At 60.1% G+C, this 14,436-nt stretch carries 14 protein-coding genes; 10 read left to right on the plus strand and 4 right to left on the minus strand.

Going from position 1 to position 14,436, the window contains the following annotated elements; genetic code table 11:
* Window positions 1-62 precede the first annotated feature (62 nt).
* The 6 genes from AC19YY_RS03570 (at window position 63) to AC19YY_RS03595 (ending at window position 6,954) form a co-directional block, all read left to right on the plus strand.
* Window positions 63-1,349, plus strand: a complete 1,287-nt coding sequence (locus AC19YY_RS03570) for an ABC transporter substrate-binding protein (RefSeq protein WP_169955353.1) — start codon at window positions 63-65, stop codon at window positions 1,347-1,349.
* Window positions 1,350-1,518: 169 nt separating this feature from the next.
* Complete coding sequence (locus AC19YY_RS03575) at window positions 1,519-2,427, plus strand: carbohydrate ABC transporter permease (RefSeq protein ID WP_029296391.1); 909 nt, start codon at window positions 1,519-1,521, stop codon at window positions 2,425-2,427.
* On the plus strand, window positions 2,420-3,262 hold the full coding sequence (locus AC19YY_RS03580; RefSeq protein WP_169955352.1) for a carbohydrate ABC transporter permease: 843 nt from the start codon (window positions 2,420-2,422) through the stop codon (window positions 3,260-3,262). The genes AC19YY_RS03575 and AC19YY_RS03580 overlap by 8 nt, the downstream gene beginning before the upstream one ends.
* Before the next feature lie 2 nt (window positions 3,263-3,264).
* Window positions 3,265-4,422: an ABC transporter ATP-binding protein gene (locus AC19YY_RS03585; RefSeq protein ID WP_057444178.1), complete on the plus strand. Its 1,158-nt coding sequence runs from the start codon at window positions 3,265-3,267 to the stop codon at window positions 4,420-4,422.
* A 178-nt stretch (window positions 4,423-4,600) separates the two neighbouring features.
* Window positions 4,601-5,947: a carbohydrate porin gene (locus tag AC19YY_RS03590; protein ID WP_169955350.1), complete on the plus strand. Its 1,347-nt coding sequence runs from the start codon at window positions 4,601-4,603 to the stop codon at window positions 5,945-5,947.
* Window positions 5,948-6,108: 161 nt separating this feature from the next.
* Window positions 6,109-6,954 (plus strand): D-hexose-6-phosphate mutarotase, encoded by an 846-nt coding sequence (locus AC19YY_RS03595; protein WP_170041919.1) that lies wholly within the window; start codon window positions 6,109-6,111, stop codon window positions 6,952-6,954.
* Window positions 6,955-7,086: 132 nt separating this feature from the next.
* Here AC19YY_RS03595 and AC19YY_RS03600 read toward each other — a convergent pair whose 3' ends face one another.
* Complete coding sequence (locus tag AC19YY_RS03600) at window positions 7,087-7,947, minus strand: MurR/RpiR family transcriptional regulator (RefSeq protein ID WP_169851198.1); 861 nt, start codon at window positions 7,945-7,947, stop codon at window positions 7,087-7,089.
* Window positions 7,948-8,166: 219 nt separating this feature from the next.
* Between AC19YY_RS03600 and zwf the strand changes: the two genes are divergently transcribed.
* From zwf to AC19YY_RS03615, 3 genes are read left to right on the plus strand one after another with little or no spacing between them, the layout of a single operon-like run.
* Entirely contained in the window at window positions 8,167-9,633 is a 1,467-nt protein-coding gene (zwf, locus tag AC19YY_RS03605) for a glucose-6-phosphate dehydrogenase (protein WP_170041920.1), read from the plus strand.
* Entirely contained in the window at window positions 9,620-10,333 is a 714-nt protein-coding gene (gene pgl / locus AC19YY_RS03610) for a 6-phosphogluconolactonase (protein ID WP_169955347.1), read from the plus strand. Before zwf ends, pgl begins: the two co-directional genes overlap by 14 nt.
* 17 nt (window positions 10,334-10,350) lie before the next feature.
* Window positions 10,351-11,016, plus strand: a complete 666-nt coding sequence (locus AC19YY_RS03615) for a bifunctional 4-hydroxy-2-oxoglutarate aldolase/2-dehydro-3-deoxy-phosphogluconate aldolase (RefSeq protein WP_169955346.1) — start codon at window positions 10,351-10,353, stop codon at window positions 11,014-11,016.
* 604 nt (window positions 11,017-11,620) lie between these two features.
* Here AC19YY_RS03615 and AC19YY_RS03620 read toward each other — a convergent pair.
* Together AC19YY_RS03620 and AC19YY_RS03625 are read right to left on the minus strand one after the other, a co-directional pair.
* Entirely contained in the window at window positions 11,621-12,793 is a 1,173-nt protein-coding gene (locus tag AC19YY_RS03620; protein WP_500603865.1) for an aminotransferase class V-fold PLP-dependent enzyme, read from the minus strand.
* A 12-nt stretch (window positions 12,794-12,805) separates the two neighbouring features.
* Window positions 12,806-13,042 carry a DUF3820 family protein gene (locus AC19YY_RS03625; RefSeq protein ID WP_170056874.1) on the minus strand — a complete coding sequence of 79 codons (237 nt, stop codon included), beginning with the start codon at window positions 13,040-13,042 and terminating at the stop codon, window positions 12,806-12,808.
* A 206-nt stretch (window positions 13,043-13,248) separates the two neighbouring features.
* Here AC19YY_RS03625 and AC19YY_RS03630 point away from each other — a divergent pair, with 206 nt between their 5' ends.
* The gene (locus AC19YY_RS03630; RefSeq protein ID WP_029296433.1) at window positions 13,249-13,716 is read left to right on the plus strand and encodes a ferritin-like domain-containing protein; all 468 of its coding nucleotides are present in this window, start codon (window positions 13,249-13,251) and stop codon (window positions 13,714-13,716) included.
* Between the two features lie 202 nt (window positions 13,717-13,918).
* Here the strand turns inward: AC19YY_RS03630 and AC19YY_RS03635 are convergent, their stop codons facing one another.
* A complete protein-coding gene (locus AC19YY_RS03635; protein WP_169955344.1) occupies window positions 13,919-14,389 on the minus strand; it encodes a MaoC family dehydratase in 471 nt (156 codons plus the stop codon).
* Between the last annotated feature and the right edge of the window lie 47 nt (window positions 14,390-14,436).

The following is a 14,436-nucleotide window of genomic DNA, read 5'->3' on the forward strand; positions in this document are numbered from 1 at the left end:
TAGAATCCTATGCAGCGCAAGCTCCAGACTTGCATGCATAACAACAAGAAAAAGGTACTCAGATGAACGCGATTAATCGCCTCGCCGTTGCTATTTCCATTGCCTCGTTGTTTCCCCTCAGTGCATTTGCCGCCGACTCGAAAGGGACGGTTGAAGTTGTGCATTGGTGGACCTCGGGCGGTGAGAAGGCGGCGGTGGATGTCCTGAAGGCCCAAGTTGAGAAAGACGGTTTTACCTGGAAAGACGGGGCCGTTGCAGGTGGCGGTGGCGCCACTGCCATGACCGTGCTGAAAAGCCGCGCGGTCGCCGGCAACCCGCCAGGCGTGGCCCAGATCAAGGGCCCCGACATCCAGGAATGGGCGTCCACCGGGCTGCTCGACACCGACGTCCTGAAGGACGTGGCCAAGGCCGAGAAGTGGGACGATCTGCTCGACAAGAAAGTCTCCGACACGGTGAAGTACGAAGGTGATTACGTCGCCGTGCCGGTGAATATCCACCGCGTCAACTGGCTGTGGATCAACCCGGAAGTCTTCAAGAAAGCCGGCATCAGCAAAAATCCTACGACCCTCGAAGAATTCTACGCCGCCGGTGACAAGCTCAAGGCCGCAGGCTTCATCCCGCTCGCCCACGGTGGCCAGCCTTGGCAGGACAGCACGGTGTTTGAAGCCGTGGTGCTCTCGGTCATGGGCGTGGACGGCTACAAGAAAGCCCTGGTCGACCTCGACAACGCGACCCTGACCGGCCCCGACATGGTCAAGGCGCTGACCGAGCTGAAAAAAGTCGCCACCTATATGGATGCCGACGGCAAGGGCCAGGACTGGAACCTGGAAGCCGCCAAAGTCATCAACGGCAAGGCCGGCATGCAGATCATGGGTGACTGGGCCAAGAGCGAATGGACCGCTGCCAAGAAAGTCGCCGGCAAGGACTACGAGTGCGTAGCCTTCCCGGGCACCGACAAGGCCTTCACCTACAACATCGACTCCCTGGCGGTGTTCAAGCAGAAAGATGCCGGCACCTCGGCCGGTCAGCAGGACATCGCCAAGGTGGTGCTGGGCGAGAATTTCCAGAAGGTCTTCAGCATCAACAAAGGCTCGATCCCGGTGCGCAACGACATGCTCGGCGATATGGCCAAGTACGGCTTCGACAGCTGCGCCCAGACGGCGGCCAAGGACTTCCTGGTGGATGCCAAGTCCGGTGGCTTGCAGCCGAGCATGGCGCACAACATGGCGACCACGCTGGCGGTACAGGGTGCGTTCTTTGATGTGGTGACCAACTTCATCAACGACCCGAAAGCCGACCCGGCCGACACCGCCAAGAAACTTGGCGCAGCGGTCAAGTCTGCCAAGTAACCCCTGGGGGGAATGGGCTTTAGTGTGGGAGCGGGCTTGCCCGCGATGCAGGCGCCTCGGTGTAGCAGTGACACCCAGGTGATGCCATCGCAGGCAAGCCAGCGCCCACATGAAGCCGGCCCCCACAAGGTTATCCGTTAGCCCCTTACTCCCTGCCCTGGATTTCCCCATGAGTTCTGTTGCTGTGTTCAGCAAGGCCTCGCCGTTCGATGCATTGCAGCGCTGGCTCCCCAAACTGGTGCTGGCCCCGAGCATGTTCATCGTCCTGGTGGGCTTCTATGGCTACATCCTGTGGACGTTCGTACTGTCGTTCACCAACTCCACCTTCCTGCCCACCTATAAATGGGTGGGCCTTGCGCAATACGCGCGGTTGTTCGACAACGACCGCTGGTGGGTGGCGAGCAAAAACCTGGCGCTGTTCGGCGGCATGTTTATCGGCATCACCCTGGTGATCGGCGTGTTGCTGGCGGTATTTCTCGACCAGCGCATCCGTCGCGAAGGTTTTATCCGCACCATCTACCTGTACCCGATGGCGCTCTCGATGATCGTCACCGGTACCGCCTGGAAATGGCTGCTCAACCCCGGCATGGGCCTGGACAAACTGCTGCGCGACTGGGGCTGGGAAGGCTTTCGCCTGGACTGGCTGATCGATCCGGATCGTGTGGTGTATTGCCTGGTGATTGCGGCGGTATGGCAAGCCTCGGGTTTTATCATGGCGATGTTCCTCGCCGGCCTGCGTGGGGTTGATCAATCGATCATCCGTGCCGCGCAGATCGACGGCGCCAGCCTGCCGCGCATCTACTGGAGCGTGGTGCTGCCCAGCCTGCGCCCGGTGTTTTTCAGTGCGGTAATGATCCTCGCGCACATTGCCATCAAGAGCTTCGACCTGGTGGCCGCGATGACGGCCGGTGGCCCTGGCTACTCGTCCGACCTGCCGGCGATGTTCATGTACTCCTTCACCTTCAGCCGCGGCCAGATGGGCATGGGCTCGGCCAGTGCGATCCTGATGCTCGGCGCGATCCTTGCGATCATCGTGCCTTACCTGTACTCCGAGCTGAGGACCAAGCGCCATGACTAGTCTCGCCAAACCTTCCATCAGCTTCAGCCGCTTGGCGATCCATGGGGTGCTGATCCTGGCCGTGGTGCTGTACCTGGTGCCGCTGGTGGTCATGCTGCTGACCAGCTTCAAGACCCCGGAAGACATCAGCACCGGCAACCTGCTGAGCTGGCCGACGGTGATTACCGGGATTGGCTGGGTCAAGGCCTGGGCCACGGTGAACGGGTATTTCTGGAACTCGTTCATGATCACCATCCCCGCGGTGCTGATCTCCACCACCATCGGCGCATTGAACGGCTACGTGCTGTCGATGTGGCGTTTTCGCGGTTCGCAGTTGTTCTTCGGGCTGTTGTTGTTCGGCTGCTTCCTGCCGTTCCAGACCGTCTTGCTGCCGGCCTCGTTCACCCTCGGCAAGATGGGCCTGGCCAGCACCACCACTGGCCTGGTGTTTGTGCACGTGGTCTACGGCCTGGCGTTTACCACGCTGTTCTTCCGTAACTACTACGTGAGCATTCCGGATGCGCTGGTCAAGGCTGCGCGCCTGGATGGCGCGGGATTTTTCACCATCTTCCGTCGGATCATTCTGCCGATGTCGACGCCGATCATCATGGTCTGCCTGATCTGGCAGTTCACCCAGATCTGGAACGACTTCCTGTTTGGCGTGGTGTTCTCAAGCGGTGATTCGCAGCCCATCACGGTGGCGCTGAACAACCTGGTCAATACCAGCACCGGGGCCAAGGAATATAACGTTGATATGGCGGCGGCGATGATCGCCGGGCTGCCGACCCTGCTGGTCTATGTGGTCGCAGGCAAGTATTTCGTGCGCGGCCTCACGGCTGGCGCGGTCAAGGGGTAATCATGGCTACGCTCGAACTTCGCAACGTAAACAAGACCTATGGTGCCGGCCTGCCGGACACCCTGAAGAACATCGAACTGTCGATCAAGGACGGTGAGTTCCTGATCCTCGTCGGGCCTTCGGGCTGCGGCAAGTCCACCTTGATGAACTGCATCGCCGGCCTGGAAAACATCAGCGGCGGCGCGATCATGATCGGTGACCAGGACGTCAGCGGCATGAGCCCCAAGGACCGGGACATCGCCATGGTGTTCCAGTCCTACGCGCTGTACCCGACCATGAGCGTGCGCGAGAACATCGAATTCGGCCTGAAGATCCGCAAGATGAGCCAGGCGGCCATCGACGAGGAAGTGGCGCGGGTGGCCAAGTTGCTGCAGATCGAACACCTGCTCAATCGCAAGCCGGGCCAGCTCTCCGGTGGCCAGCAACAGCGCGTGGCCATGGGCCGGGCGCTGGCGCGGCGGCCGAAGATCTACCTGTTCGACGAGCCCCTGTCCAACCTCGACGCCAAGCTGCGGGTCGAGATGCGCACCGAAATGAAACTGATGCACCAACGCCTGAAAACCACCACGGTCTATGTGACCCACGACCAGATCGAAGCCATGACCCTGGGCGACAAAGTGGCGGTGATGAAGGACGGCATCATCCAGCAGTTCGGCACGCCCAAAGACATCTACAACGATCCGGCCAACCTGTTTGTGGCGAGCTTTATCGGCTCGCCGCCGATGAACTTCATCCCCCTGCGCCTGCAACGCAAGGAAGGCCGCCTGCTGGCCCTGCTCGACAGCGGCCAGGCGCGTTGCGAGTTGCCATTGGGCATGAACGATGCGGGTCTTGAAGACCGCGACGTGATCCTTGGCCTGCGCCCGGAGCAAATTGTCCTGGCCAGCGGCGAGGGCAATGGCCTGCCGAGCATTCGCGCTGAAGTCCAGGTGACCGAGCCGACCGGCCCGGACACCCTGGTGTTCGTGCAGCTCAATGACACCAAGGTCTGCTGCCGCCTGGCGCCGGACGTAGCGCCGCAAGTGGGCGAGAGCCTGACCTTGCAGTTCGATCCGGCCAAGGTGCTGCTGTTCGACGCCAAGACCGGCGAACGCCTGGGCACCGCCGCGTCAGTGCCAGTGCAACACGCCGACAACGTCACCCAATTTAAAGGCCGCTGAAAATCAAAATGTGGGAGCGGGCTTGCCCGCGATACAGGCCGCTCGGTCTACCAGGCACACCGCAGTGATGCCATCGCGAGCAAGCCCGCTCCCACACATTCGATGTGGATGTTTCGGAAATAGCTGTAAACCGCGTTAGATAAAAACAGTTAATAACAATAAAGACGAGGATGTAGGGATGAAAAAGCAACATAACAACACTCGCTTGATCTGCCAGTTGTCAGCAGTGGCAGCGCTGGTTTTGTCTGCCAATGCGATGGCAGACGAAGCGTTCAGTGCCGATTCCAAGTGGATGACCGGCGATTGGGGCGGCGAGCGGACCAAACTGATCGAGCAGGGTATCGACATCAAGGCCGACTACGTTGGGGAAGCGGGCTACAACGCCCACGGCGGCTACAACGATGATAAAACCGGTCGTTATGCTGACCAGTTCGGCCTCGGCGTAGCGCTGGACCTGCAAAAACTCTGGGGCTGGGACAACACCCAGGCCAAGATCCAGATGACCAGCCGTAACGGCCGCAACATCTCCAATGACCGTATTGGCGACCCACGTGCCGGCACCCTGAGTTCGTCTCAAGAAGTGTACGGCCGTGGCCATATGGTGCGCCTGACCCAGTTCTGGATTCAGCACCAGATGTTCGACAACAAGCTGGATGTGAAACTCGGTTATTTCGGTGAGGGCGAAGACTTCAATACCTTCCCGTGCGACTTCCAGAACCTGTCGTTCTGTGGTTCCCAAGTGGGTAACTACGTCAACACCTGGTACAACTGGCCGGTCAGCCAGGCCGCGATCCGCGTGAAGTACAACATCACGCCAGAGCTGTATGCGCAGATCGGTGCGTACAACCAGAACCCCTCGCAGCTGGAACACGGCAACGGCTTCAAGCTCAGCGGCAGTGGCACCAAAGGTACAGTGATCCCGGTGGAGTTGGTCTGGTCGCCGAAGGTCAATAACCTGCCGGGCGAATACCGTGTGGGTTACTACAAGAGCGCCGCCGATGCTCCCGATGTACGTGAAGACGTCAACGGCGATAACGCGGCCACCACTGGCGCAGACTACCGTACCCGCAGCAGCAAAAAGGGCTACTGGTTCGTTGCGCAACAGCAACTCACCACCCATAACGGCGACGCATCCCGCGGCCTGAACATTGCGGCCAATGCCACCTTCCACGACAAGGAAACCAACACGGTCGACAACTATCAGTCGATCATGCTGGTGTACAAGGGCCCATTCGATGCGCGTCCAAAAGATGACGTGGGCATTGGCGCTGCGCGCCTGCACGTCAACGATGACGTGCGCAAGAACGCCGAGCTGTTGAACGAAGCTGGCGGGTTCACCGATTACAGTCAGGTAGGTTATGCGCCACTGCGCAGCACCGAGTACAACTACGAAATCAACTACGGCTTCCACGTGACCAACTGGTTGACCGTGCGTCCCAACCTGCAATACGTCACCCACCCAGGTGGCGTGGATAAAGTCGACAATGCCTTGGTCGCCGGTCTGAAAATTCAGTCGGTGTTCTAACACGGTTGCGATAAGCTCCTTCTCTCTGTGCGCATTTGCGGGTAGCCATGGCTATCCGCTTTTTTTTGGGTTGGTGCGCATAACTCATGTGGGAGCCGGCCAGCCAGCTTCCACAGGTTCACCCAAGAGGTGAGCGATAGTGATCTACAGGACCGTGGCACATGCATGAGCATCCGCTGCAACGCTTTTTCAAATCCCTGCGCGAGCAGCCGGTATTCGCCTGGGAGCGCTTCCAGATGCGCGACGTGCTGGTGATCGATCATCCGCGGTGCCAGGCGGTGTTCAGCCGTCAGGGTGCGCAGTTGCTGCACTTCCAACCCGCAGGCCAGAAGCCATGGCTGTGGTGCGCGGCAAAGTGGCCGCAAGTCGGGGCGATCCGTGGCGGTGTGCCGGTGTGCTGGCCTTGGTATGGCCGCCATCCCAGCGAAAACGCCTGGCCGTCCCATGGTTGGGCACGCTTGATTGACTGGAAACTGCTGGACAGCAGCACCGACGACGACGGCGTGCGCCTGCACTGGCAATTGCAACTGTGCGATTGGCAGGTGGACCTGCATGCGCACCTGGGCGAAAGCCTGGAGCTGCGCCTGAGCACCGAGCACCAGGACGAGCTACCGTGCCAATTGAGCCATGCGTTGCATGCTTATTGGCGGATCGGCAACGTTGGCGAGGTAGCGCTGTCTGGGCTCGACGGGGCACAGGGTTACGACCAGTTGAGTCGCCAGGTTTGCCAGCAGGAAGGTGAGTTGCGCGTCGATGGCGGCTGCCAGCGGGTGTTCCAGCATGAGGGCGAATTGCAGCTCAAGGACCACGCCTGGCAGCGCGAACTGTGCATCGACACTGGCGACAGTGCCGACACGGTGGTCTGGCATCCGGGCAGCCGGCCGTTGCTGGGGGTGAGCTTTAACGAGGCGGCGGGGTTTGTGTGTGTCGAGTCGGCCATGGCCGGGGCCAGCCTGGCGCCGGGGGAGAGGGCGCATTTGAGTTTGCAGGCCCGGGCGGGGGTTTAGCGGCGTTACTGATGCCGTCTTCGCGAGCAAGCCCGCTCCCACAGGTTGACCGAGTCCACCCTTGGAATACGGTCAACCTGTGAGAGCGGGCTTGCTCGCGATAGGGCCGGTATGGCTGGAAGAAATTCCTACCTAGTTGAATTCATCGCCAACCGGATACCGGCTGTCATTCAAGCTTTCCTTGATCTTGCGCAGATGGGGCTGGAAATCCACGCCACGGCGCAAGGTCATGCCGGTGGCCAGCACATCCAGCACCGTCAACTGAATGATCCGCGAGGTCATCGGCATATAGATGTCGGTGTCTTCCGGCAACGGGATGTTCAGGCTCACCGTACTGGCCTTGGCCAGTGGCGAGTTCTCGGCAGTCACGCCGAGCACCGAGGCGCCGTTTTCCCGGGCGATGCGCGCCACTTCCACCAGCTCGCGGGTGCGGCCGGTGTAGGAAATGATCACGAACAGTTCGCCGGTATGCGCCACCGAGGCAATCATCCGTTGCATCAGCACGTCCGCATGGGCCGTCACCGACAGGTTGAAACGGAAGAACTTGTGCAGGGCATCCATGGCCACCGGTGCCGAGGCGCCGAGGCCGAAGAAGTGGATCTGCCGCGCCTGGATCAGCAGGTCCACGGCCTTGCTGATCAGGTTCGGGTCCAGGGCCTGGCAGGCGCTGTCCAATGAGGCAATGGCGCTGCCAAAAATCTTCTGCGTGTAGGCCTCGGGGTTATCATCAGCCTCCACTGCACGGCTGACATAGGCGGCGCCACTGGCCAGGCTTTGCGCCAGCTGCAGTTTCAGTTCAGGGTAGCCGCTGACGCCGAACGAACGGCAGAAACGGTTGACCGTCGGTTCACTGACCGAGGCGGCTTGGGCGAGGGCGGCGATCGAGAAGCGGGTCGCCTGCTGTGGGTTGAGCAGGATGACCTCGGCGACTTTTTTCTCGGCCTTGTTCAATTCTTCGAGGCGGTTCCGGATCTGTTCCAGAAGATTTCGCACGCGGTCCATTCAGTCTTTCCTTCGGGCGACGATGCAAGTAAGGGCCAGTAAAAGGTCGACGAGCGGCCCTTGGCGGTGGCCTATCCTACTGAGGGTAGTTGAACACCACCACTCGCAATGCGTATTTTGGGAAAATGTTGTGGTTATTACTACATTTTTCCTTGAGTGATGCCTTGAAAAAAGGTATTTGTAGCTTAACTTGATAAAAGAACAAACATCATGCCTTCGATAACCGTGGAACCCTGCACCTTTGCCCTGTTTGGCGCCTTGGGTGATCTGGCGCTGCGCAAGTTATTTCCTGCCCTCTACCAACTCGATGGCGCCGGCCTCTTGCACGCCGACACCCGCATCCTGGCCCTGGCCCGCGAAGCCGGTTCCGAGCAGCAGCACCTGGACCACATCGAGCACGAACTGCGCAAATACGTCGGCCAAGAGCTGGATGAAGCGGTGGCCACGCGCTTCCTGGCGCGCCTGGCGTATGTGCACGTCGATTTCATGAATGCCGATGACTACGTGGCCCTGGCCGCCAAGGCCGGCACCGAACAACGCCTGATCGCCTACTTCGCCACCCCGGCGGCGGTGTATGGCGCGATCTGCGAGAACCTGTCCAAGGTCGGCCTGGCGGAAAACACCCGCGTGGTCCTGGAGAAACCCATCGGCTCGGACCTGGAATCCTCGCGCAAGGTCAACGACGCCGTGGCGCAGTTTTTCCCGGAAAACCGCACCTACCGCATCGACCACTACCTGGGCAAAGAGACGGTTCAAAACCTGATCGCCCTGCGTTTTGCCAACAGCCTGTTTGAAACCCAGTGGAACCAGCACTACATCTCCCACGTGGAAATCACTGTGGCCGAGCAAGTGGGGATCGAAGGCCGCTGGGGTTATTTCGACAAGGCCGGGCAACTGCGGGACATGATCCAGAATCATTTGTTGCAACTGCTCTGCCTGATCGCCATGGACCCGCCGGCCGACTTGTCCGCCGACAGCATCCGTGACGAGAAGGTCAAGGTGCTCAAGGCCCTGGCGCCGATCAGCCCGGAAGGCCTGACCACCCAGGTGGTACGCGGCCAGTACATCGCTGGCTACAGCGCCGGCAAGCCGGTGCCGGGTTACCTGGAAGAAGAGAACTCCAACACCCAGAGCGACACCGAGACCTTCGTTGCCCTGCGTGCCGATATCCGCAACTGGCGTTGGGCCGGGGTGCCGTTCTACCTGCGTACCGGCAAGCGCATGCCGCAAAAACTGTCGCAGATCGTCATCCACTTCAAGGAACCGTCCCACTATATCTTCGCCCCCGAGCAGCGCCTGCAGATCAGCAACAAGCTGATCATCCGCCTGCAACCGGACGAAGGGATTTCCTTGCGCGTGATGACCAAGGAGCAGGGCCTGGACAAGGGCATGCAACTGCGCAGCGGGCCACTGCAACTGAATTTTTCCGACACCTACCGTAGCACGCGGATTCCCGATGCCTACGAGCGGTTGTTGCTGGAAGTGATGCGCGGCAATCAGAACCTGTTTGTGCGTAAAGATGAAATCGAAGCCGCGTGGAAGTGGTGTGACCAGTTGATCGCCGGGTGGAAAAAGTCCGGTGATGCACCCAAGCCGTACGCGGCGGGTTCCTGGGGGCCGATGAGCTCCATTGCACTGATCACGCGGGATGGGAGGTCGTGGTATGGCGATATCTGATTTGCAACTGCCTCAGGGCGTAACACCCCATGAGTACCGCACGCCGGTACTGCTGGCCGAAGGCTTGGCCAATGACGTGGCCGAACAACTGCGCGCGGCCATCAGCGCCCGTGGCGCAGCCACCCTGGTGGTGTCCGGTGGCCGCAGCCCGGTGGCGTTTTTCCAGAATCTGGCCAAGCAGGGCCTGGACTGGTCCAAGGTGACTATCACCCTGGCCGACGAGCGCTGGGTGCCGGTGGAACATGCCGACAGCAACGCCGGCCTGCTGAAGAAACATCTGCTGCAAGGGCCGGCGGCCAAGGCCAGATTTTTGAGCCTCTACAGTGCCGCGGCGAACCTGGACGGCGCCGCCGAACAAGCCGATCGCCTGCTGGCCGAACTGCCGGCGATCGATGTGCTGGTGCTGGGCATGGGCGATGACGGGCACACCGCGTCGTTGTTCCCCAACAGCCCGAACCTGGCCCAAGCGCTGCAGCCCGATGGCACGCGCCGGTGCTGGCCGATGCTGGCGCCGAGCGTGCCCCATCAGCGCCTGACCATGAGTCGTGCGCTGTTGGCCAGTGCCCGCTACACAGTGTTGTCGATTGCCGGCGACTCGAAACTCCACACCCTGAGCGAAGCGCTGGCCGGCGACGATGTTGCCGGCATGCCGATTCGCGCGTTTTTGCAACCTACTCTAGAGATTTACTGGTGCCCATGAGCCAAGGATCAGCCGCTATGAAAAGCCCTCACCCGACCGTGTCCATGGCGGATAAAGTTGCCCTGATCGACAGCCTCTGCGCCAAGGCGCGGATCCTGCCGGTGATCACCATTGCCCGCGAACAGGACATTCTGCCCCTGGCCGATGCCCTGGCGGCGGGTGGCTTGACCGCGCTGGAAGTGACCCTGCGTTCGCAGTTCGGGCTCAAGGCCATCCAGGTCCTGCGCGAGCAGCGTCCGGAGTTGGTGACGGGCGCGGGCACGGTGCTCGATCGCACCATGCTGGCGGCGGCCGAGGCGGCGGGCTCGCAGTTTATCGTCACCCCCGGCATTACCCGCGACCTGCTTGAAGCTAGTGTCGACAGCCCGATCCCGCTGCTGCCCGGCATCAGCAATGCCTCCGGCATCATGGAAGGCTATGGCCTGGGTTATCGCCGCTTCAAGCTGTTCCCGGCGGAAGTCAGCGGCGGCGTAGCGGCCATCAAGGCCCTGGGCGGCCCGTTTGGCGAAGTGAAATTCTGCCCCACTGGCGGCGTTGGCCCGGCCAACATCAAACACTACATGGCGTTGAAAAACGTGATGTGCGTGGGCGGTAGCTGGATGCTTGATCCGGAGTGGATCAAGAACGGCGACTGGGCGCGCATCCAGGAAGTCACCGCCCAGGCGCTGGCGCTGCTGGATTGATCTGATTTACTGAATCGTTGTTGCTGTGCTTCACGGCATGTTTGCGGCGCACTTGGTCGGTGCGCCGCTTTTTTTTGCCTATAGAAAAGCGAAATATCACCGCAATTCAAATGAGGGTGGCTTGTGTGGGAACTGGCTTGCCTGCGATGGCCATAGGTATCTACACAACTCTCTTCTCGGTTTGTGTACATATCCATTGCTGCGGTAACGGCCACTTAGGGTTCCGCCCTTACGGCGGCTCACTTTGGAGAAGCGCCAAAGTAAGCAAAACGCTCTTGCCCCACCACTCGGTGCCTCGCCTAGGCTCGGCATGCCCGCAGGCAGGTATTGCTCCGTGGGCCCGCCGCGATCGGCCATCCATGGCCGTGTCGCGGCTACCCCGGCATCCTGCCGGGGTGCCCACTGCGCAATACCTGCCTGCGGCCATCGTGGTTTGACGGGGCGCCTAAGATCAAAAACAGAGCAACAGCAGAACCAGAGCGCGAAGCTGCATTCCCCTGTAGGAGCTGGCTTGCCTGCGATGACGCCCGAAAGAACACATCAGAGTATCTGGTATTCATTCGTCATCGTTAACGACCATCGCAGGCAAGCCAGCTCCTACATTTTAATCGGTGTTCAGCTCGGTAATCGCATTGACCAGCACGCCGATGTCCGCCGCCGACGTCACCAACCCCGGCGTCACCCGTATGCAGGTACCAAACGCCGCGCCACTGCGCAGGGTGGTAAACAGGTTGTGCTCAGCTAGCAATCGATCCGCCATCACTTGCTGATCGCGCCCGCTGAATTTGAACGCGGTAATCGCGCAATACAACCGTGGATCATCCGGGGTCACTACCTCGATCCCCGGCAATGGCCGCACCTGGCTCACCCACAGGTCACGCAGGTAACTCAACCGCGCGCCCTTGGCCTGCGCACCGCCCAGGGCCCGATGTTCTTCGAACACCAGCGGCAAGGTCATCAGCGCCGGAAAGTTCGGTGTGCTGTAGGGCGTACGGGCGCGCACATCGGTTGCCGGGTAATGGAACTCGCCCATGTCCGGATCAATTTCCGCCAGACGCCCAGGGGCTATATACACAAAGCCCAGGGTCAGCGGCGCACCGATCCACTTGTGCAGGTTGAAGCCGGCGAACGAGATGCCCAGCCGGTCCAGGTCGAAGTCGATCAGGCCCAACGCGTGGGCGCCATCGAGGATGATCTCGACGCCATACTCCCGTGCCGCGTGGGCGATGGCCTCGACCGGCATCACCAGGCCGGTACGGTGGGTGACATAGGTCAGGGCCATCAGTTTCAGGCGTGGGTAACGGCTGAAAGTGTCGCGATAGGTCTGCACCAGGCTGTCGAAACTGGCCGGGTGGGCGTGGGACACTTCGATCACCTCCACCCCACGGTAGCCGGCGAGCCAGCGCATGGCGCCCTTGACCGTGTCGTATTCCAGGTCGCTGATCAGCACCTGGTCACCCGGTTGCAGGCGGTTGTAGTTGCGGATCAGCGACTGCAGGGCTTCGGTGGCATTGCGGGTGAAGGCGACGGCTTCTGGATCGACGTTGATCAACTCGGCCAACTGCCGGCGAATCTCGACATCTTGCCCTTGCTCGAAGCGCTGGCGCACATGCACCGAGTTGCTGCGATTGATAAACGCCACGTGCTCCTGATACTGGGCCATCACCGCGCGGCTCATGCGGGCGAAGTAGCCGTTTTCCAGATTGATGGGGCCGGGCTCCAGCTCATAGCGCTGGGCAATGGCCTGCCAATAGGCCTCGTCGCGGGTGTGGGGCATGGTCAGGCTCGATTAGTGGCGGGGGGCGGGTTTGCCATGTTTGGCGCGCAACGGTTCCAGCAGTTCGGCCAGGCCGTTGTGGTCGATTTCCTGCATCAACGCCAGCAGGCCGCCCAACTCGCCGTGGGGGAATCCTTCGCGGGCAAACCAGTTCAGGTAAGGGCCGGGCAGGTCAGCAATGATCGTGCCTTTGTACTTGCCAAATGGCATTTGGCGGGTGATCAGCAGTTCGAGTTTTTCGGGGTTCATACGGGCTTCAGGCAATCAGGAGGGTGCCTTGGAAAATACAGGCATTCTGCATGAAGGCCAAATGACAGATCATGCAAATAAAGCGGATACAGATTTGCCTTGTATTTATAAGTCATTGAAAACAAAAGATTAAATATTAATTCAAGACCTGGCACGGGCGCTGCAACTACCCCAATACGTTTCTAAACCCGCGAAGGAATTGAAAAATGACTGACATCAACAAAGAATCGATCTCCGTACTCAATGACCTGATCGAAACCAGTAAAGACGGCCAGGAAGGCTTCAAGACCTGCGCAGAAGACATCAAGCATCCAGAGCTCAAGGCGCTGTTCACCAAGCGTTCCGCAGACTGCGCGACGGCGGCTGCCGAACTGCAAACGGCCGTGCGGGCCTTGGGTGGTGACCCGGAAGATTCCGGCAGCGTTGCCGGTGCACTGCACCGCGGTTGGGTGGACGTGAAGTCGCTGGTGACAGGCAAGGACGAAGAGGCCGTGCTCAACGAAGCCGAGCGCGGTGAAGACCACGCATTGAAGGCTTATAAAGAAGCCATCGAGAAAATCAACAAGCACAACCTGGTGGGTATTCGTGACCTGGTTGAGCGTCAGTACCACGGTGCACAGCGCAATCACGACCAGGTCAAAGCCCTGCGTAACCAGGCTCGCGCCCAGTCCTGAACCGCGGTGCAGTAACAAATGTGGGAGCGGGCAAGCCTGCTCTCACAGGTAATTGCGTCGTACCGGTTTTTTGATCACACCCCGATACAAATGTGGGAGCTGGTTTGCCTGCGATAGCGGTTGATCAGTCGATGTATGTATCGACTGAAATGACGCCATTGCGGGCAAGCCAGCTCCCACATTTTTTATTTCACATGCCTGATCAGCCGATGCTGATCGCCGGCAACTCGGTCAAGGTCACAACCTGCTGTTTGCGTGGCGCGAGGATCTCGGCTTCGCCATCCACCACCAACTCATCACGCTGGTTGAACACCTGAGTGGCAATCCGCACGCGGAACTTGGGCAGCTTCTCGAGGATTTCCAGACGTACGGTCAGGGTGTCGCCGATTTTCACCGGCTTCTGGAAGCTCATCTGCTGGCCGATATAGATAGTGCCCGGCCCAGGCAACTCACAGGCGACTGCCGCGCTGATCAAGGCGCCGCTGAACATGCCGTGGGCGATACGCTCCTTGAACATGGTCGCCTTGGCGAATTCGGCATCCAGGTGTACCGGGTTATGGTCGCCGGACATTGCCGCGAACAGCTGGATATCGCGCTCTTCCACGGTTTTGCTGTAGGTGGCTTTCTGGCCAACTTCGAGGGCGTCGTACGGAGTGTTGGTAACCTGGGTCATCTAATCGTGCATCCTGTGGCTAATCGATAATCTTAATTCGTTGATTT

This window comes from Pseudomonas sp. MF09156, assembly GCF_059862305.1.

Excerpts from the sequence above, each read along its gene's own strand:
- AC19YY_RS03595 (WP_170041919.1), top strand. The coding sequence starts at position 6,109 with ATGCATGAGCATCCGCTGCAACGCTTTTTCAAATCCCTGCGCGAGCAG.
- AC19YY_RS03575 (WP_029296391.1), top strand. The coding sequence starts at position 1,519 with ATGAGTTCTGTTGCTGTGTTCAGCAAGGCCTCGCCGTTCGATGCATTG.
- pgl (WP_169955347.1), top strand. The coding sequence starts at position 9,620 with ATGGCGATATCTGATTTGCAACTGCCTCAGGGCGTAACACCCCATGAG.
- AC19YY_RS03635 (WP_169955344.1), bottom strand. The coding sequence starts at position 14,389 with ATGACCCAGGTTACCAACACTCCGTACGACGCCCTCGAAGTTGGCCAG.
- zwf (WP_170041920.1), top strand. The coding sequence starts at position 8,167 with ATGCCTTCGATAACCGTGGAACCCTGCACCTTTGCCCTGTTTGGCGCC.
- AC19YY_RS03570 (WP_169955353.1), top strand. The coding sequence starts at position 63 with ATGAACGCGATTAATCGCCTCGCCGTTGCTATTTCCATTGCCTCGTTG.
- AC19YY_RS03585 (WP_057444178.1), top strand. The coding sequence starts at position 3,265 with ATGGCTACGCTCGAACTTCGCAACGTAAACAAGACCTATGGTGCCGGC.
- AC19YY_RS03620 (WP_500603865.1), bottom strand. The coding sequence starts at position 12,793 with ATGCCCCACACCCGCGACGAGGCCTATTGGCAGGCCATTGCCCAGCGC.
- AC19YY_RS03590 (WP_169955350.1), top strand. The coding sequence starts at position 4,601 with ATGAAAAAGCAACATAACAACACTCGCTTGATCTGCCAGTTGTCAGCA.
- AC19YY_RS03580 (WP_169955352.1), top strand. The coding sequence starts at position 2,420 with ATGACTAGTCTCGCCAAACCTTCCATCAGCTTCAGCCGCTTGGCGATC.
- AC19YY_RS03615 (WP_169955346.1), top strand. The coding sequence starts at position 10,351 with ATGAAAAGCCCTCACCCGACCGTGTCCATGGCGGATAAAGTTGCCCTG.
- AC19YY_RS03625 (WP_170056874.1), bottom strand. The coding sequence starts at position 13,042 with ATGAACCCCGAAAAACTCGAACTGCTGATCACCCGCCAAATGCCATTT.
- AC19YY_RS03630 (WP_029296433.1), top strand. The coding sequence starts at position 13,249 with ATGACTGACATCAACAAAGAATCGATCTCCGTACTCAATGACCTGATC.